The sequence below is a fragment of the Thermaerobacter subterraneus DSM 13965 genome (genome assembly GCF_000183545.2).
GTDB classification, from domain to species: Bacteria; Bacillota; Sulfobacillia; order Thermaerobacterales; family Thermaerobacteraceae; genus Thermaerobacter; species Thermaerobacter subterraneus.
In genome coordinates this window covers 782,475-799,880 of the sequence record NZ_JH976535.1, presented here as the reverse complement: position 1 = coordinate 799,880, position 17,406 = coordinate 782,475, and the positions used below count along the sequence as shown (strand labels likewise).

The following is a 17,406-nucleotide window of genomic DNA, read 5'->3' as shown; positions in this document are numbered from 1 at the left end:
ACACCTCCCGTCCCCGCAGGCCGACCTCGGGCCACCGCCCCCGGCTGGGCCCGCGGATTGCCACCTTCCGCCGGGAAGGCCGGCTCAGCCTGCGTTGGGCATGACCACCTGCCGCACCGCTTCACCAGCGGCCAGGCGATCAAAGCCCCGGTTGATTTCGTCGAGGCCCAGGCGGTGGGTGATCAGCCGGTCGACGGGCAGCCGGCCCGCCCGGAAAAGGCGGAGGAAACGCGGCAAGTCCCGCCGGGGCACGGCGGAACCCATGTAGGAGCCACGGAGGACCCGTTCCTCCGCCGTGACCGTCACCGCCGGGATGGACAGCGTCGCCTCAGGGTGGGGCAGGCCCACGGTGATGGTCGTACCACCGCGCCGCGTGGCCCGGTACGCCTGGGCGAGAACGTCCGCGTTGCCCGCCGCCTCGATGGCGTAATCGGCACCGCCGCCGGTGAGATCCCGCACCGCCTCCACCGCGTCGACCGACCGGGCGTTGACGGCGTGCGTGGCACCCAGCATACGGGCATGCTCCAGCTTTTCCGGAAGCACGTCGGCCGCCACCACCGGATGCGCCCCTGCCGCCACGGCGCCCATCACGGCGGCCAGCCCCACTCCCCCGAGGCCGAACACCGCGACGGAACTTCCCGGTTCCACCCGAGCCGTGTTCACCACGGCGCCGACCCCCGTCATCACGGCACACCCGAACACGGCGGCGACCTCGAAGGGGACGCCGGGATCGATCTTGATCAGGGACTCCTCGGCCGCCACGGTGAACTGCGAGAAGGCCGACACCCCCAGGTGGTGGTGCACGGGTTCGCCATGGCGGTGGAACCGGCGCCCGCCTCGCAGGAGCTCGCCGCGAGCGTTGGCTGCGTTGCCCGGCTCGCACAAGGCGGGCCTGCCGCTGGTGCAGTACACGCAGCGCCCGCACATGGGAACGAAGGTGAAGACCACGTGGTCACCCGGCTGCAAGCCGGTCACACCGGGCCCCGTCTCCCGGACGATCCCCGCCGCCTCGTGCCCCAGAACCATCGGCGTGGGCCGGGGCCGGCTCCCGTCCACCACGGAGAGATCCGAATGGCAGATCCCCGCCGCCTTCAGCTCGACCAGCACCTCACCGTACCCCGGACCGTCCAGGTCCACCTCGTCCACGACCACCGGGCGGGACTCGGTGTACGGTCGGGGCCGTCCCATCTCAACCAGGATGGCGGCCCTGGTTTTCACGGCCGGTTCCCCCTTGAATCACTCGTAATAGCCCTCGGTCGACTTGATCAGCTGCGCAAACTGCTCGGCATCGTGTCCGAACCACACCTGGGAGCGGGTCGCTTCCGCCAGCCGGCGGATGCGCTCGACGGTCCGCGTGTACCCCAGCGAGTCGTAGATGATGCCGGGCAGGCGCACGGGCGGGCCGTAGTTGGCGGCGCAGTAGACGGCATCCGACGCAAGGATGATGCCGCCGGTGCCGGGCAGTTGGACCTGCAGGCCAAGCATGCCGAAGGCATGGCCGCTGCCCAGGTTGAGGATGTGAACCCCTTCCACCAGCGGCAGGTCCCCCTCGTCGCTTCGCACCGGCCGCCAGTGAAGCTGGTTGCGGATCCATGCATCGATGTCGTCCCAGATGTACGCTCCCAGGCGCTGGTGCATGGCGTACAGCTTCAAGGCTCCCGCCAGTTCGTCGTCATGGACGATGATGGTCGACTTGCGGAAGTACTCGAGGCAACCGGCGTGGTCAAGGTGCAGGTGCGAGCACACCACGTAACGGATGTCGTCCGGGCGCACGCGCAGTTGCTCCAACCGGTGGGGCAGGTAACACTCCTCGCCACTGACGATGGGGAAGGTGTTCTGGGTCTGTTCCGGCCAGCGACCGTTCGGCCCCATGGAGTTCGGGTTGCAGCCGGTGTCAAACAGCACGTTGCCGTCGGGGTGGTCGATGAACACCGAATAGATGGGGAACTCGATCCACTCGGCGGGCCGGTTCGGGTTGTCCCGGGAGGCCAGGGTCGCCCCGGCGAGCATCAAGGACTTGTCCATCTGCATCCGGCCACAGTCCAGAACGTACAGTTTCATCCGCACGGACATGGTTGCATCCCCCCAGATCTTCACACGACCAAGGTGTTCCCGCCCACGTGGACCCCGCCCCCCGGCATTTCCTGGGCTCCCGGCGGTCCGCCGCTGCCCTGCCCAATCCGCGGCAAGCGCCACCGCCGGCATCCGGTGCCCCGGCGGGTCTTACCCTTCCCTCCCCCGCTCCCGCAGCACCCGCCGCAGGATCTTCCCCGTCAGCGTCTTCGGCAGCTCGGGCACGATCTCCACCTGCCGCGGGTACTTGTAGGCCGCCATCCGCTCCCGGCAGAAGGCGATGAGCTCCTCCGGCGTCACCCTGCCCTCGAATTCGGGCTTCAGGGACACCACCGCCTTGACGGTCTCGCCCCGGTAGGGGTCGGGCACCCCCACCACCGCCGCTTCCCGGACGGCGGGGTGGCGGTAGAGCACGTCTTCCACCTCCCGTGGCCAGACCTTGAAACCCGAGGCGATGATCATGTCCTTCTTCCGGTCGATCACGTAGAACCAGCCCTGGGCGTCCATCCGGCCCACGTCCCCGGTGTGCAGCCAGCCGTCTCGGATGGCATGGGCCGTCTCCTCGGGTTTCTGCCAGTATCCGGCCACCACCATGGGGCCGCGGGTCACCAGCTCGCCCACCTCGCCGGGCGGCAGGTCCCGGCCGGTCTCCAGGTCCACTACCTTGACCACGGTGCTGGGCACCGGTGCGCCCACCGACAGGGCGCCCGACTCCTGGTCCACGGGCGCCCGGCGCCCCAGGGGCACGGCGTGGGAGGGCGAGGTGGTTTCCGTCAGCCCGTAGATGTTGTGGATGTACGTCCCGGTGGCCGCCTCGAAGCGCTCCACCACCGCCGCCGGGATGGGCGCCCCGCCGCTGTAGGCCTTGCGCAGCGAGCTCACGTCGCGGCGCCCGAAGTCGGGATGGTTCATCAGGGCGATGTAGGCGGTGATGGCGGCCACCATGAAGGTCCCGCGCCAGCGCTCGATGAGCTCCAGCATCGTGCCCGGGTCGAACCGGTACCCCAGGATGACCGGCACGCCGGCCAGACCGGCGGCGGCCAGGTGGCCGATAAGCCCGGTGATGTGGAAGAGGGGCGCCGCGCCCACCACCACGTCCCCCGGCCCCAGCCCCATCCAGGTCCGGTAGACCTCCGCGTTGAAGGCCACGTTGCCGTGGGTGTTCATGGCGCCCTTGGGCGAGCCGGTGGTGCCCGAGGTGTAGGTGAGCAGCGCCACGTCTTCGGGCCGCGGCTCGGCCCCGGGGTCGGCCGCTCCTTCCAGCCGGCGGCAGATCTCCACCAGGTCCCAGGTCTCGCCAAACCGGCGCCGGGACGAACCGGCCAGAACGGCCGGGACCCCGCCCCCGGACCCGGAGCCGGCCGCACCCGGCGCCCCCGTCGGCGGGGTGAGGAAATCCAGCTCGGAGGTGGTGATCACGTGCCGGACCTCGGTCCGCCCCAGCACCCCGCGGGCCACGCCATCGTAAAGGGACTCCAGGCTGACCAGCACCGTGCTGCCCGAGTCGTTGAGATGGTAGGCCAGTTCTTCTTCCTTGAACATGGGGTTCAGGGGCACGGCGATGGCGCCCGCCTTCCAGGCCGCCAGCAGGGCGATCCAGAACTGGGGGACGTTCTGGAGGAACAGGGCCACCCGGTGGCCGGGTTCGACCCCCAGGTCCCGCAGCCCGGCGGCCAGGGCATTGCTCAGGCGGTCCAGCTCGCCAAAGGTCAGCACCCGGTCGAAGTAGTACACCGCCGGCCGGTCGCCGGCCCGCCGGGCGGTGTTCCGGAACTGGTCCACCGCCGGCCGGGCGGGCAAGGGCAGGTCGGCCGGTACGCCGGCGGTGTAAAGCCCCAGCCAGGGGCGGCGGGGCGGGATGCCCGCACCGCCCCCCTGGGCGCCATACGGTTCCATCATGGCCAGGCACCCCCATGGAGCGGGCCGTACGGGCCCTGCTCGGCCCACCGGGCCCGTTCCTCACTCCGCCCCGAAGAGCCGGGCCGGGTTGCGGGTGAAGATTCCCTCCAGGACCTCCGGCCGGACCCCCGCCGCCACCAGGGCCGGCACCACGTCGTCGAAGAGGTGGGTAGGATGCCAGGCCGCCAGCAGGTCCGCCAGCTCGGGCGGCCACCGCACCGGCCGGCCCAGCCAGAAATTCACCGAATCGTGGGAGAGCATGATGCGGTCGGCGTAGCCCAGGGCGATCAGCCCGGTCACCAGGGCGTTGCGGGTCTCGTCGGAGGGCATGCCGACGAACCGCTGGATCCCGTAGCGGTCGAAGGCGATGAAGACGCCGTGGGCCAGGGTGGCCAGGTGGTAGGCGATGTCGGTGTTGCCGTCCATGTGGCCGATCATGATGCGCCGTGGATCGGCCCCCTCCCCCACCAGGAGGGCCGCCTGTTCCGGCCCCATGGTGCCTTCCTGGGTGTGGGTGATGATGGGAACCCCCGTCTCCCGCTGGGCGCGGGCCGCAGCCCGGAAGAACATCTGCTCGTACTCGGTGATCACGCCCTTGCTGGAGGCGAGCTTGATCACCCCGGCCCGGATCCCCGTGCCGCCGATGCCCTCGGTGATCTCCCGCATGAACATCTCGTAGATCTCTTCCTCGGCATCCCCCAGGGCGCGGCGGAACTTGAAGTACGCCGGGGCGCCTTCGCCCTCGTAGTAGTAGCCCGTGGAACAGATGATCTGCAGTCCCGTGCGCTCGCTGATCTCCCGCAGCAGCTCGGGATCGCGGCCGCAGTCGCTGGGCGTGGCGTCGACCACCGTGCGGACGCCGCAGGCCATGACCCGCCGTGCCACATCGAGGCCAACCTCCAGCGCCCGCTGCCGGTCGTAGGGCGCCACCGTCAGGTCCCCGTGAAATCCGGGGTACCCGAACACGAAGTGCTCGTGGACCAGGGTCTTGCCCAGGTCCTCGGGACGAACCGGCCCCGTCACGGTGTTCACCGTGCGGCCCACAGGACCCACCCCCTCTGGCGGGCGGCTTCCCGCTCCCGTTTCTCCGGGGCCTTTCCGGCGGGCCGGGTCCGGTGTCACCCCGCCGGGTCCGGTTCCGCCGGATGGCCCCGCCCGGGTTCCCCCAGCGACCCGGGCAGGCCGGCCCCAATGCATGTCTATTCGGCGCTTGTCCGGGGTATGTCTCGGGACCTTCACCCCTCCCTGGGACCGGGCAGCCGGTACCACCGGGCCGGCGCATCGCCCCGGCGCCCGGCCAGCCCCTCCCTCTCCAGCCACAGGAGGAAAGCCAGGGTCTCGGCCACCGCCCCCCGCAGCCGGTGGGGCGTGTGGCGGGCATCGTCGGGCCGGCGGGCCGCCACGATCTCGAAGGCCGTGGGGCCGGGTTCGTCCGGCAGGCGGTCGCGCAGGGCGAGGGCGGCCCGCCGGTGCCACCCCGCCAGGGCCGTCGCATAGGGCATCATGGGCCCGCTCCACGGCAAGCCGTGCCCGGGAAGGACCGGCCCTGCCGTCCGGGAGCCAGGGTCCCGCCCCGGGCTCCCCTCCGCAGCATCCGCACCTTGCCGCCAGCCCCCGGACCCGCCCTCGCCCCGGGCCAGGCAGGCCCGAGCCTTTGCCCCGGCCGCCCCGGCCGCCTCGTCACGGGCTTCCAGCCCCCAGGCCGCATCCAGCCGGGCCACCGCCTCCAGGTTGGCCAGATAGGCCCCCATGGGGTCCGCCGGCCCGGCAGGGTTGGCCCAGACGTTGATGCCCGCCCGGGGGAGGACGTGGTCCCCTGTGAAAACCCAGCCCGTTTCGGCAACCCGCAGCATGACGTGGCCCGGCGAGTGCCCCGGCACGTAGACCACCTCAAAGGTGAGTCCCGCCACCGGCAGGGCGGCCGCGGGCAAGCCCGGGCCCTCCGCCAGGGGGGCCCGCCGCGGGTAGGGCACGGCATCCGGCGGCAGGGGCATGCGCTCGGCCCGGCGCAGGAGGGTCTCCATCACCTCTGCCGGCATGCCCGTGAAGGCGAGCCATGCCTCCAGCACCGCCGGGTCCGCCCGGTCCAGCTCCAGCTCGGCCGGATGGACGTAGACCCTTCCACCCCACCGCTGGCGGACGGCCACCACGTCGCCCGCGTGGTCGGGGTGGCGGTGGGTCAAGAGGATGGCGGCCAGGCCGCCGTCGGGCACCCCGGCCGCCCGCAACGCCCAGCCCAGGGCCCTGAGGCAGGCCGGAGTGCCCACCCCGGCGTCCACCAGCACCCACCCGCCGGGGGCCCGGACCAGGTAGGCGTTCACGAAGGGGACATCCCAGGGCAAGGGCAGCAGGATGCGGTAAAGACCTGGTGCCATCTCCCAGCAGTGCTCGTCGATGGGTCGTTCGGGCAACCGGTCCGGTTCGTTGCCTTGCGACGTCGCCCCCACCCCCCCCCGCCTTGGAAGAACCGGCCCCTGCGGGCCGGGAGCCCGCGGCGCAGGGCCTGCGCCACGGGCGGGCCCCGATCGGGCCCCGAGAACCCCGGCCCGCGGGACGGAGAGCTGCCCTGGCCGGGACGGCGGCGCTCATGGACCGCCGCGGACGTAGATCACCTGGCCCGAGACGTACCCGGCGTCCTCGCTGCAGAGGAAGGCGATGACCCCGGCCACATCCTCGGGCTGGCCCACCCGGCGCAGGGGCGTCCGCTCGGCGGCCGCCTTCTTGAGCTCTTCGAAGTCGACCCCGGTGCGCTCGGCCACGGCCCGGGTCATCCGCGTCTCGATGAAGCCGGGCGCCACGGCGTTGACGTTGATGTTGAAGGGCCCCAGCTCGATGGCCAGAGTCCGGGCCATGCCCTGGATCCCCGCCTTGGCGGCCGAGTAGTTGGTCTGGCCGCGGTTTCCCAGGGCCGAGGTGGACGACAGGAAGACCATCTTCCCGTAGCGCTGGGGCACCATCACCCGCTGGGCGGCCTGGGCGCAGAGGAAGGTGCCCTTGAGGTGGGTGTCGATCACCCCGTCCCAGTCGTCATCGGTCATCTTGTGGATCAGGTTGTCGCGGATGATCCCCGCGCACGTCACCAGAAAGTCCAACCGGCCGAAGGTGTCCACCGCCCGCTGCACCATGGCCTCCACCTGGCCGCGGTCCCGCACGTCGCAGGCGACGGCCAGGGCCCGGCCGCCCTCCTGGCGGATCTGGGAGGCCACCTCCTCCGCCGGCCCCTCATCCACGTCGGAGACCACCACCGCCGCCCCTTCCCGGGCAAACCGCAGGGCGGTGGCGGCCCCAATGCCCCGGCCGCCCCCGGTGACCAGGGCGACCCGATCGGCAAAGCGCATCCGGATCCTCCTCTCCCTCCATGGCCCGTCGCTCGATGGTTACGCCGCCCGGCCGGCGGGCCGGTTCGTCCAGGGCCCGGTACCGGTTCCCGGGCAGGCCCCGTTGCAGGACCGGCTCCCGGTCGGGCCCGCTTCAGCACGAACCTGCCGGCGCCGGCACCAGCACCTCACCCTCGCCGGCGGTGACCGCTTCGCCCCGCTGGTTCTCGGCCCACACTTCGACCCGCACCCGCCGCAGGCCGGGAGCCTCTTCCGCCCCCACCTCCACCACCCGGCCCTTGCAGGTCAAAACATCGCCGGGCCGGACCATTTGCCGGAAGCGGACCTTCAACCGGCGCACCCCTTCCGGGCCCGCCAGCTGGACCAGATACTGGCCGAGGAAACCCATGCTGAGCATGCCGTGGGCGATGACGCCGTCGAGCCCGACCCGCCGGGCGGTCTCGTCGTCGGTGTGGATCAGGTTGTAATCGCCGGAGGCCCCGGCGTATTTGACCAGCTGCACCTTGGTTATGGGTTCTTTGACCAGCGGCGGCAGCTCGGCTCCGGGTTCCCAGCGCACCGGCGCCGCCTCTGCCCGCACCGGTTCCACCACGGTGGTTCACCTCCCTGGCAGCCTGCTCAGCGAGCACCCCGGCGGGCGAGCGCCCCGGCGGCTCAGCGCACGATGATGGTACTCCGCCCGGTGAAGACCAGCTCCCCGGCCTCGTCGCGCCCCTCGATCTCGGTGACCAGGAAGGTCATCTTGCCCAGGCGCCCCTCCCGCTCGTAGACGTCGGCCACCCGGGTCTTGCAGCGCAGCCGGTCGCCCGCCCGGATGGGGCGGCGGTAGCTGTACTCCTGCTCGCCGTGGAGCACCCGGCTGAGCTCCAGGTTCACCCCGGGGATGCCCATGCGGAACGTGGTGGGGAAGGTGGGCGGCGCGATCTCGCCGCTGCGGAAGGCGGGGTGGGGGTCGCCGATGGCCTCGGCGAACTTCCGGATGGCCCCCCTCTCCACCTCGAAGACCTCTTCGGGCGATTCCTTTCCTATTAAGGAACGGTCCACGGCCACGGATCCCAGCCTCCTCTCCGGCCCCGTCGACGGATCCGGCGCCATCTCCGGCCGATTCCGGCCTTCGCTTTCCGGGCCGGCTCGGTCCGCCGGCGGTGCGTCTGGCCGCTGGGGTCAGTCCCAGGTGCCGGTACGCACGAGGTCGCGCAGCAGGTTGCGGGCGATGGTGCGGCGCTGGATCTCGTCGGTCCCCTCGTAGATGCGGTACACGCGCACGTCCCGCAGGACCCGCTCGATGGGCAGCTCCCTGGTGTAGCCCATGCCGCCGTGGATCTGCATCACCCGGTCGGCCACCCGCCAGATCATGTTGGCCCCGGCCAGCTTGGCCATGGAGGCCTCGTGGCGCACGTCCTTGCCCTGGTCGGCTTTCCAGGCGGCGTGGAGCACCAGCCACTTGACCTGCTGGATCTCCACGGCGCTGTCGGCCAGCATCCACTGGATGGCCTGGTACTCGCCGATGGGCTTGCCGAAGGCCACCCGCTGGCGGGCGTAGTCGATGCCCAGCTGCAGCAGCCGCTCGGCCTGTCCTACCGCCCGGGCGGGGATCAGGATCCGGCCGTTGCCGATCCACTGCATGGCCAGTTCGAAACCGCGGCCCACCTCGCCCAGCACGTTCTCCTCGGGCACCCGCACGTCGCTGAACACCAGGCGGGCCGGGCTCCACCCGCCCATGGTGGCGATGGGGTACGACTTCCAGCCCATCTCCCGGTCGACCAGAAAGCAGGTGATGCCGCCGCGGGCGCCCTTCTCCTTGTCGGTGACGGCGAAGACGATGGCGAAGTCCGCCTCCAGGCCTCCGGTGATGAAGATCTTCTCGCCGTTCAGGACCCACTCGCGCCCGTCCTTGACGGCCGTCATGCGGATGTTGGTGGCGTCGGAGCCGGCGGTGGGCTCCGTCAGGGCGAAGCACGAGCGGCGCTCGCCGTTGATGGTGGGGATGAGGTAGCGCTTCTTCTGCTCCTCATTGCACGCGAAGAGGATGTTGTCCGCGGACCCGCCGTAGGTGAAGGGCACGAAGCTCCTGGCGGTCTCCATCAGGATCAGGCAGGTGGTCACGTAGTCGAACCCGGCCCCGCCGTATTCCGGCGGGGTCATCAGCCCCCATAGCCCGATTTCCTTCGCCTTGAGCTGCAGCTGGCGGTGGGTCTCGAGGTCGGGGAACCGGCGCCCCTCCAGCTCGGCCCGCTGCATCTCCCGCTCCAGGGGCATGAGCTCGCGCCTGACGAACTCCCGCACCGTCTCGACGATCATCTTCTGCTCCGGCGTGAGGGAAAAATCCATGCGGGAGACACCTCCAGCCTCCTGATTTCCATCTTCCTCCGGGCCGTCCTGCCGGAATCCGGACGATTCAGGCCCGCAGGCCCGTGTAGGCGCTCCACACCTCCTCCCGGGACCTGAGCTCGCGGGCCGGAGCGGACAGGACGACGCGGCCGTTTTCCAGCACGTAGGCCCGGCCGGCCACCTGTAGGGCGATATGGGCGTTCTGCTCGACCAGCAGGATGGAGACCCCCTCCCGGTGCAGGTCGCCGATGATGGTGAACACCTCCTCCACCAGGCGGGGCGAGAGGCCCATGGAGGGCTCATCCAGCAGCAGCAAGCGGGGCCGGGCCATGAGGGCCCGGCCGATGGCCAGCATCTGCTGCTCGCCGCCCGAGAGGGTGCCCCCCAGCTGGTGGCGCCGTTCCTTGAGGCGGGGAAACCGCTGGTACACGGCCTCCAGGTCCTGCCGGATCTCCGCCCGGTGGCGCCGGGTGAAGGCGCCGGTCCAGAGGTTCTCCTCCACCGTCAGCTCGGGAAAGATCTGGCGCCCCTCGGGCACGTGGACCACCCCCCTGCGCACCACCCCCTCCGGCGGGTCGCGGTGCAGGGGTACGGCGCCGTCGAGGACGATGGCGCCACGCCGCAGCGGCACCAGCCGGGAGATGGCCCGCAGGGTGGTCGACTTCCCGGCGCCGTTGGGCCCCAAGAGGGCCACCAGCTCGCCGGACCCCACCTGAAGGGAGATGCCTTCCAGGGCCCGCACGCTGCCGTAGCTCACGTGGACATCCTTCAGCTCGAGCACGCCTGCTCCCCCCGGTCCTGGCCGCCCAGCGTACCGTCCGGGCCGCCCGCCGCACCGGCCTCGCGGCCGATGTAGGCGGCGATCACCGTCGGGTCCCGCCGCACCGCAGCGGGCGGGCCCTGGGCGATCACCCGGCCGAAGTCCAGCACCGTCACCTCCTGGCAGAGGTCCATCACCAGGCCCAGGTCGTGCTCCACCATCACCACCGTGGTCCCCAGTTCCCGCTGCAGGCGGGCGATCAGGGCGGCCATCTGCCGCCGGTCGCCTTCGGCCAGCCCGGCCGCCGGTTCGTCCAGCAGGAGCAGCCGGGGGCGGCTGACCAGGGCTCGGGCCAGTTCGACCCGCTTCTGGGCCCCGAAGGGCAGCTCGGAGACCCGCCGGTGGGCCCACGGCCTCAGGCCGACCCACTCCAGGGCCTCCAGCGCCCGGGCGCGGGCGTGCTCCTCCGCCCGCATCGCTGCCGGCAGGCGGAGGGCGGCACCCCAGAAGGAGACGGGCAGGGAACGGTGCAGGCCCGTGAGGACGTTGTCCAGCACCGTGAGCCGCTGGCAGAGCAGCACGTTCTGGAAGGTCCGGGCGATGCCCAGGCCGCCCACGGCATGGGGCGGCAGCCGGAGCAGCTCCCGGCCGTCGAAGAGCACCTGGCCGGCCGCCGGCTGGACGAACCGGCTCACGACGTTGAAGAGCGTGGACTTGCCGGCCCCGTTGGGACCGATGAGGCCGTGGATCGTCCCCTCCGCAACGGTCAGGCTGACGTCCGAGAGGGCCACCAGGCCACCGAAGCGCACCGTGATGCCCTCAACGGCGAGGAGGGACATCGGGGCTCCCTCCTTCCGGGCCGGCCAGGCGGGGGGCTGGTTCGTCCCCACCGGTCCAGGTCGACCGGCCGGTGGGTCCGGCCGGGCGGGTTCCGTGACCCGGCTCCCCGGCGGCGGGGGAGCCGGCGGCCGCCTCCGCCGCCGTGGCAGGGGACGGCCGCGGGAGGCCGGCCCCGGCCGGCAGGACATGTCCCCAGGCCCGCCAGGTCCGCCAGCGGGCCGGCAGCGACGCCAGCCCGCCGGGAAGGAACATGGCAAAGAGGACGATGATGGCGCCCTCGACCACGGACAGCCAGCCCGGCATCCGGGTGAATACCTGCAGCAGGGCCACCAGGGCGATGGACGAGGTCAGGTTGAAGTAACGTCATCAAATTTTCGCATCCCCTCCCCTCCGCCCGTCTGCCGCTCTTTGAAATCGAACATACGTTCTGGTATGCTGGCCCTGGATGATTTTGGGGGGCCTGCCCGTGCGTGTGTTGCAGGCGTACCGCTTCGCACTCGACCCCACACCCCGCCAGGAACGGGCGCTGGCCTCCCACGTGGGCGCCCGCCGCTTCGCCTTCAACTGGGGTTTGGCCCTGGTGAAGGAGCGCCTGGAAGCCCACGCCCGGGTGAAGACGTCGAGGTGCCGTGGACCCTCCCCGCCCTGCGGCGGGAGTGGAACCGGCAAAAGCACCGCGTCGCCCCCTGGTGGCGGGAGAACTCGAAGGAAGCCTACTCCTCCGGTCTGGACGGGCTCGCCCGGGCCCTGCAGAACGGGTCCAAAAGCCGACAGGGTAAACGCAAGGGGCGCCGGGTGGGGTTTCCCCGGCTCCGGAAGAAGGGCCGGGGGCGGGAGTCGGTGCGGTTCACCACCGGCGCGATCCGGGTAGACGACCAAAGCCACGTCGTCCTGCCCCGGATCGGGCGGGTGAAGACCCACGAGCCCACCACGGCCCTGCTCCGGCGCATCGAAGCGGGAACGGCCCGCATCCTGTCCGCCACGGTGTCACGGGAAGGGGCCGGTGGTTCGTCAGCTTCACCTGTGAGGTGGAGCGGCCGCCGGGCCGGCCCCGGTTCCCCTGGAAGGTCGTCGGCGTCGATGCGGGCGTCAAGCACCTGGCGGTGCTCTCCACCGGGGAGGTCTTGCCCAATGCCCGAGCGCTGGAGATGAACTTAAAACGGCTGGCCCGGTCCAGCCGCGCCCTGGCCCGCCGCCAGAAGGGCAGCCGGGGGTGGCAAAAGGCCCGCCGCCGGCTGGCCCAGATCCATGCGCGAGCCCGGAATCTCCGCCAGGATGCCCTTCACAAGCTGACACACCACCTCGCGAGCACCTACGGCGTGGTGGTCGTCGAACAGCTGAATGCGGCGGGCATGATGAAGAACCGGCGGCTGGCCCGGGTGCTGGCCGATGCCGCCCTGGCGGAGATCCGCCGCCAGCTCAGGTATAAGTGTCCCTGGCACGGGGCGGTCCTGGTCGAAGCACCGCCCTTTTACCCGAGCAGCAAGCGGTGCTCCCGGTGCGGGGTGGTGAAAGCATCGCTCCCACTTTCGGAACGCACCTTCCGCTGTGAGGAATGCGGGCTCGTGCTGGATCGGGACGAAAACGCGGCCCGGAATCTCGCGGCCTTGGTGGCCGCCGTCGCCGGGAGTGGCCCGGAGACGTGAAACGCCCGTAGACGGGGCGGAAGATCTGCCGCCCGGCAGGCGGTCCCGGAGGAAACGGAAAGCCGGCACCGGCTCATGGCCGGGTAAGACCGGCACCGTCGATCCGTGAGGATCGGCTGCCTGAAACAGTTTCAGGTAACGGTACGGCGTGGCGGAGTTCACCTACACGTGCGCAACCTGCGGAGGGGTGGCCCAGTGCATCCGCGAGGTGGACGACGTGCTGGCCGCCCTCGCCGCCCACGAACGGCATCCATCGCGGCCCGGCGGCTGGCTGGAGGTGCGCTCATCCTGCATCCAGCAGTCAGCAGTACACGTCCTCGCTTCGAGCCGTCACATCCAACGCGAAAGGGAGCCACCAGTGACCTCTCTAAGAAGGAAACGGAGCCTTCCTGCCGAAATTATCCAGTGGTAGCACATTAACACCCCGGAGGTGGTGCATGAGAGCGTTGTTCTCCGTGCGGGTCAGGCCGGTAGCCTTGCTGTTGACGTTCATCTTCGTTATAGCGCTTACCGTTACTGTCTTTGCTGCTTCAGTGACCGTATACATCAGCACAGGACAAACCAGTGTGCGGTCGTCAGCGATTACATCGAATTACGGCGCATCATACGATGGTTACAACTATTCTTCCTCCGGACATCCGTTGTATATCGACCTACAGTACTCTGATGGTACAGGTTGGCAGACTGAACGCACGTCGCTGATGGCCATCGGGTCAGGTGCCTACGGAAGTTCTTCGCGTTCTGGTGCCCTCCTGTGGCGTGTTCAACTGAATTGCATGTATTGGTACAGCGATTGCATCGGTAGGGGAACAGTGTCGAACTAGTTGCTTTTAAATTAACAATGACTCACCATAAACAGGGGTATGGGCCCCTGTTTATGGTTTTGGAGGCCTTGCATCCATGATTGTTCCTTTGTTTCGAATATTCTGGCGTGCCAGAGATCGAAGCATCCTGTTCATTACTACACATCTAGCACTGGCGCTCTACTGGGGATATCATCTCCGAATCTTTTTGCGCCATCGAGCTCTATTCCCTGCGTTAGAGTCCGTTTTCCAGCCTAACATTTTTATTGTGGCGTTGTTCATCTATTGTTTTTATAACCTGGCTCGTACCCTTCGCGACCACTCATTGGACGAATCCTTCAAAACGACAAAGTATGGTCTAGCCAGGGTGTATGCTGGCCTCGTCGGGTGTCTGTTGGTTATCTCGACAATTCCTTTCGTCCTCTATCTAATGTTGAGCGCATTGTTTTATGCCCTTTCGGGTTTGGACTTCGACCCAGTGCTCATACATCTCATTAAAACATGCATACTGTATTCATGGCTATCCTTTCTCATTGCCGGGTTGCTCGGTATCGTGTTTGGATCCGTCTTCGGGGGGAGGCGGCTTGCGGTTTATGGCCTAACCGTTGGCCTGATCCTTCTCAACACGACGTTCACCGAGGTTCCTTTCCGAATCCCCCTTCTTCTTTTTGGATCGTCATGGACCGAGAATCTGCTTTATTCCATTAAGGACTTTGTACGCCTGGTACCCCATGAGATCGGCAACGCCTTTGCCGTTCCCGACATCTATGGATTTCCACTGGAACCAGTTCGGTGGGGTCTGGCTCTCTTTTGGATGGTCTTTTCCCTCGCCTTAATCGGTTACACCGCGGCCCGTAGTCGTCAAGTTAAGAATGTCTTGCTCGCCGCAACCATTGTGACGGCATCTGTTGCCGTCGTTTTGTTCTCCTACCGCGGGTCGACCCTGGCGATGGACCGGCGGATGCAGTCGTTTCCGTACGCGGATCCAATCTACTACATGGGGCAGGACGAACCAGACTCCCAGCGACTGGAGCCCGGATTTCAGGTGGAGGCGTATGACATGAAGTTCACAATCAGCAACGAGTTGCGTGCCGAGGTCAGGGTGACCCTTGACAACCCTGATCTTGACCGGTACGATTTCACCCTTTACCACGGATACATTATCACGGACGTGCACACGGAAACTGGCAAAGTGCGTTTTATCCGCGATGGGGACTACGTCACCGTGGGCCCACTCGCTGGAGCGAGGACCGTCACGTTTCGGTACCATGGGAAGTCACCGAAATACTATGCGAATGCCCAGGCCATCACCCTGCCGGGGTATTTTGCGTACTACCCGAAACCCGGTCGACTCAAGATCTGGGACTCCGACCGGTACGGATACGTGATCAACTTGTCATCTAACGAAAGCGAATACACGGTTAAAGTGCGGTCGAACCTTAAGGTCTTTTCGAATCTGGACGGCCACGACAACGTCTTCGCCGGTCGTACGAATGGCCTTTCGCTGTTCGCTGGGCTTGACGACGAGGTGGAGAACGGAATCTACGCAGAACCCACGCGCAACGACCGGCCTACCCGTGAGTGCTTGCGCCGGGCCGAACATATCCTGGACCGCGTCTATACGGAACTTGAGCAGCCGATGCCGGCATTGATCCGGGGTTTTTCTGAGAAGAAGTTCTTTCAGGTACCGCGGAGTTTTGGCCTCAATTCAAATACGGAAGATGTCGTGATCATGAGCGACCATGTGACGGCCCAATCATGCGGCAGTGGCGCCGAACTGGCCCGTAGCATCATCATGACCCAGTTTCAAGCGGGAGTGTCTGCAGAAAACTTTAGGTTTGTGAGCCAATACGTAGATTACCTTGTTGGGATCCCAGAGGGTGCCCCGGTCGATCCGTCTGCAAGGTTGGACCCGGCCAAAATCTTGTCTGACATCCAGGAAGTTCGGCGACTGCGCCAGCAGTCGGCTTCATCTACAGAATCCGGCCCTAGCGCCGAGTCCATGCGCCAGGAAGAGCTGGCGGCGACGGTCCTGGACCAGGCAGCTCGTTATCTGTTTTTGGAATCGCCGCAAAAGACGAAGCACCGTCGCAGGTTTTATGATCATCTGACCTCCGGCGAAGGTGGGGAACCCCTTGACTTCATCGAGCGGGCCTTGAGGGAGGAACTCGGGGAATGATGGCGATCAACCAGGTGAGCAAGCGTTTCGGACGGCGACAGGTGCTGAAGAACATCTCTCTCCGGCTGGAGGCGGGCGTCTACGGCCTGTTAGGCCCGAACGGCGCGGGGAAGACGACCTTGCTTCGCTGCATGGTGGGCCTGATTCATCCCGACCAGGGCCAGGTGCTTTACCAGGGCGTGCCCATCGAAAAGTCGAAGGTGTTCTATCAGGAAATGGGATATCTTCCCCAAACCTATGGCATGTTTCGTGAACTCACCCTGTACGAGATGATGGCTTACGTAGGTTCCCTGAAGGGCATACCCCGGCAACAGCTGGCCGGTGAAATCGAGAGGGTGCTTGAAGCGGTGAATCTGGCGGATCGGGCTGGCGATCGGGTCAAGGCGCTGTCGGTCGGCATGATCCGGCGGGCCGGGATAGCCCAGGCCCTGCTGGGTAGCCCCCGGTTGTTGCTCTTCGACGAACCGACGGCGGGTCTGGACCCGGCCGAACGGACCCGGTTCAAGAACCTGGTCAACACGATTAAACAAGGCCGGGCGATTCTCCTCTCGACGCATCTGGTGGAGGATGTCGATGCCTGTTGTGACAGGGTCATCATCCTAGACCGGGGACAGGTTCTGTTCCAGGGCAGCTGCGAGGAACTGCGCCGCCTGGCGGAGGGGAAGGTCTACCAGGTCGATGCGGAGAATGCGCAGGACATCGCCGGGCCTCACTTCACCGTGCGAATCACCGAGGTCTCGGGTCGCGTGCAGCACCGCGTCGTCACACGGCAGCCTCAGCGGTTCCCCGCCGTTGCGCCGACACTGGAGGACGCCTACATGGGGCTGATCCATGGGCTATGCTGAGTCGGGCCTTTTACCTCGAAATGAAGAATCTTGGCCTTTACGGCCTGGTGCCGCCCGCCATCGTGGTGGGGTTGACGCCTCTGACCGTGCTCGCGGCGACCGCGGAAGGTCAGGATCCAAGCATCGTTGCGACGGTATGCCAGTTGTTGATTCCCGTCTTCGCTCCCTGGTGGCCCCTGCTGATCCTGCGGGAATACGTGGACTCGCCGGCTCGGGAACTGCTGCTCGTCTACGCCGGCCGCCGGAGTGCCCTCTTCGCCAGGATGATCATCTGTTGGGTCCTGTTCGTCGCCTTGTGCGCCGTCTCGTTCCTGTATCTCTCGACGCGTTTTGGGCGCCTGTGGCTGCTCTTTATCGCCGTCGCCGTCCAGAGTGCGGCTCTCATCGCGGCAGCCTATTGCCTTGCCCTTGTGGTTCGAAACACTTTTCTCCCTCTACTTTTCAACGTAACGTATTGTGTGGGTTTCATGTTGACCGCGCCCAACCTGCCCGTGAGCATCTTTCAGCTCGGCCTGTACGATCGCTGGAGTGACCTGGGCAAGGTACCCGCTGTGGGCGTCCTCGCCGTTGGCCTTTTTGCCGTGGGCCACTGGCTTGAAACCCGGGGGTACGTCCACACCCGCCTTTGACGGGTCGGCCAGCAGCCTCCCAAGGGCCGGCGCGCCGTGCCGCCCCGCGCCGTACCGGCCGCC

17 protein-coding genes are annotated in these 17,406 nt (G+C 67.7%); 5 read left to right on the top strand and 12 right to left on the bottom strand.

Annotated features, from left to right (window positions below; translation table 11 throughout):
* Positions 1 to 84 precede the first annotated feature (84 nt).
* From THESUDRAFT_RS03435 to THESUDRAFT_RS03380, 12 genes are all read right to left on the bottom strand, one after another.
* A complete protein-coding gene (locus tag THESUDRAFT_RS03435; RefSeq protein ID WP_006903323.1) occupies positions 85 to 1,218 on the bottom strand; it encodes a zinc-dependent alcohol dehydrogenase family protein in 1,134 nt (377 codons plus the stop codon).
* Between the two features lie 18 nt (positions 1,219 to 1,236).
* The gene (gene aiiT, locus THESUDRAFT_RS03430) at positions 1,237 to 2,073 is read right to left on the bottom strand and encodes a quorum-quenching N-acyl-homoserine lactonase AiiT (protein WP_006903322.1); all 837 of its coding nucleotides are present in this window, start codon (positions 2,071 to 2,073) and stop codon (positions 1,237 to 1,239) included.
* 150 nt (positions 2,074 to 2,223) lie between these two features.
* Positions 2,224 to 3,972, bottom strand: a complete 1,749-nt coding sequence (locus THESUDRAFT_RS03425; RefSeq protein WP_006903321.1) for a long-chain-fatty-acid--CoA ligase — start codon at positions 3,970 to 3,972, stop codon at positions 2,224 to 2,226.
* Positions 3,973 to 4,032: 60 nt separating this feature from the next.
* Positions 4,033 to 5,016 carry a phosphotriesterase family protein gene (locus THESUDRAFT_RS03420; RefSeq protein ID WP_006903320.1) on the bottom strand — a complete coding sequence of 328 codons (984 nt, stop codon included), beginning with the start codon at positions 5,014 to 5,016 and terminating at the stop codon, positions 4,033 to 4,035.
* A gap of 191 nt (positions 5,017 to 5,207) precedes the next feature.
* Entirely contained in the window at positions 5,208 to 6,419 is a 1,212-nt protein-coding gene (locus THESUDRAFT_RS03415; RefSeq protein WP_006903319.1) for an MBL fold metallo-hydrolase, read from the bottom strand.
* Positions 6,420 to 6,557: 138 nt separating this feature from the next.
* Positions 6,558 to 7,310 carry a 3-oxoacyl-ACP reductase FabG gene (gene fabG, locus THESUDRAFT_RS03410; RefSeq protein WP_006903318.1) on the bottom strand — a complete coding sequence of 251 codons (753 nt, stop codon included), beginning with the start codon at positions 7,308 to 7,310 and terminating at the stop codon, positions 6,558 to 6,560.
* Between the two features lie 133 nt (positions 7,311 to 7,443).
* Positions 7,444 to 7,902 carry a MaoC/PaaZ C-terminal domain-containing protein gene (locus THESUDRAFT_RS03405; RefSeq protein ID WP_006903317.1) on the bottom strand — a complete coding sequence of 153 codons (459 nt, stop codon included), beginning with the start codon at positions 7,900 to 7,902 and terminating at the stop codon, positions 7,444 to 7,446.
* Between the two features lie 62 nt (positions 7,903 to 7,964).
* Positions 7,965 to 8,360, bottom strand: a complete 396-nt coding sequence (locus tag THESUDRAFT_RS03400) for a MaoC family dehydratase N-terminal domain-containing protein (RefSeq protein WP_006903316.1) — start codon at positions 8,358 to 8,360, stop codon at positions 7,965 to 7,967.
* 114 nt (positions 8,361 to 8,474) lie between these two features.
* Entirely contained in the window at positions 8,475 to 9,641 is a 1,167-nt protein-coding gene (locus THESUDRAFT_RS03395) for an acyl-CoA dehydrogenase family protein (RefSeq protein WP_006903315.1), read from the bottom strand.
* A 67-nt stretch (positions 9,642 to 9,708) separates the two neighbouring features.
* Entirely contained in the window at positions 9,709 to 10,422 is a 714-nt protein-coding gene (locus THESUDRAFT_RS03390) for an ABC transporter ATP-binding protein (protein WP_006903314.1), read from the bottom strand.
* On the bottom strand, positions 10,410 to 11,240 hold the full coding sequence (locus THESUDRAFT_RS03385) for an ABC transporter ATP-binding protein (RefSeq protein WP_006903313.1): 831 nt from the start codon (positions 11,238 to 11,240) through the stop codon (positions 10,410 to 10,412). The genes THESUDRAFT_RS03390 and THESUDRAFT_RS03385 overlap by 13 nt, the downstream gene beginning before the upstream one ends.
* The gene (locus THESUDRAFT_RS03380; protein WP_156821703.1) at positions 11,221 to 11,544 is read right to left on the bottom strand and encodes a hypothetical protein; all 324 of its coding nucleotides are present in this window, start codon (positions 11,542 to 11,544) and stop codon (positions 11,221 to 11,223) included. Before THESUDRAFT_RS03380 ends, THESUDRAFT_RS03385 begins: the two co-directional genes overlap by 20 nt.
* 142 nt (positions 11,545 to 11,686) lie before the next feature.
* On the opposite strand from THESUDRAFT_RS03380, the gene THESUDRAFT_RS14190 reads away from it, so the two are divergent.
* The 5 genes from THESUDRAFT_RS14190 to THESUDRAFT_RS03360 all read left to right on the top strand — a co-directional run bounded on the left by THESUDRAFT_RS14190 (position 11,687) and on the right by THESUDRAFT_RS03360 (position 17,343).
* Positions 11,687 to 12,112 (top strand): helix-turn-helix domain-containing protein, encoded by a 426-nt coding sequence (locus tag THESUDRAFT_RS14190; RefSeq protein WP_242823226.1) that lies wholly within the window; start codon positions 11,687 to 11,689, stop codon positions 12,110 to 12,112.
* Between the two features lie 157 nt (positions 12,113 to 12,269).
* The gene (locus THESUDRAFT_RS14185) at positions 12,270 to 12,887 is read left to right on the top strand and encodes an RNA-guided endonuclease InsQ/TnpB family protein (protein WP_242823225.1); all 618 of its coding nucleotides are present in this window, start codon (positions 12,270 to 12,272) and stop codon (positions 12,885 to 12,887) included.
* Between the two features lie 900 nt (positions 12,888 to 13,787).
* Positions 13,788 to 15,869 (top strand): hypothetical protein, encoded by a 2,082-nt coding sequence (locus THESUDRAFT_RS03370; protein WP_006903312.1) that lies wholly within the window; start codon positions 13,788 to 13,790, stop codon positions 15,867 to 15,869.
* On the top strand, positions 15,866 to 16,714 hold the full coding sequence (locus THESUDRAFT_RS03365) for an ABC transporter ATP-binding protein (protein WP_006903311.1): 849 nt from the start codon (positions 15,866 to 15,868) through the stop codon (positions 16,712 to 16,714). The genes THESUDRAFT_RS03370 and THESUDRAFT_RS03365 overlap by 4 nt, the downstream gene beginning before the upstream one ends.
* Positions 16,715 to 16,860: 146 nt before the next feature.
* Complete coding sequence (locus tag THESUDRAFT_RS03360; protein ID WP_242823224.1) at positions 16,861 to 17,343, top strand: hypothetical protein; 483 nt, start codon at positions 16,861 to 16,863, stop codon at positions 17,341 to 17,343.
* Positions 17,344 to 17,406: the final 63 nt, after the last annotated feature.

Excerpts from the sequence above, each read along its gene's own strand:
- THESUDRAFT_RS03425 (WP_006903321.1), bottom strand. The coding sequence starts at position 3,972 with ATGATGGAACCGTATGGCGCCCAGGGGGGCGGTGCGGGCATCCCGCCC.
- THESUDRAFT_RS03385 (WP_006903313.1), bottom strand. The coding sequence starts at position 11,240 with ATGTCCCTCCTCGCCGTTGAGGGCATCACGGTGCGCTTCGGTGGCCTG.
- THESUDRAFT_RS03395 (WP_006903315.1), bottom strand. The coding sequence starts at position 9,641 with ATGGATTTTTCCCTCACGCCGGAGCAGAAGATGATCGTCGAGACGGTG.
- THESUDRAFT_RS14190 (WP_242823226.1), top strand. The coding sequence starts at position 11,687 with ATGATTTTGGGGGGCCTGCCCGTGCGTGTGTTGCAGGCGTACCGCTTC.
- THESUDRAFT_RS03380 (WP_156821703.1), bottom strand. The coding sequence starts at position 11,544 with ATGCCGGGCTGGCTGTCCGTGGTCGAGGGCGCCATCATCGTCCTCTTT.
- THESUDRAFT_RS03370 (WP_006903312.1), top strand. The coding sequence starts at position 13,788 with ATGATTGTTCCTTTGTTTCGAATATTCTGGCGTGCCAGAGATCGAAGC.
- THESUDRAFT_RS03365 (WP_006903311.1), top strand. The coding sequence starts at position 15,866 with ATGATGGCGATCAACCAGGTGAGCAAGCGTTTCGGACGGCGACAGGTG.
- aiiT (WP_006903322.1), bottom strand. The coding sequence starts at position 2,073 with ATGTCCGTGCGGATGAAACTGTACGTTCTGGACTGTGGCCGGATGCAG.
- fabG (WP_006903318.1), bottom strand. The coding sequence starts at position 7,310 with ATGCGCTTTGCCGATCGGGTCGCCCTGGTCACCGGGGGCGGCCGGGGC.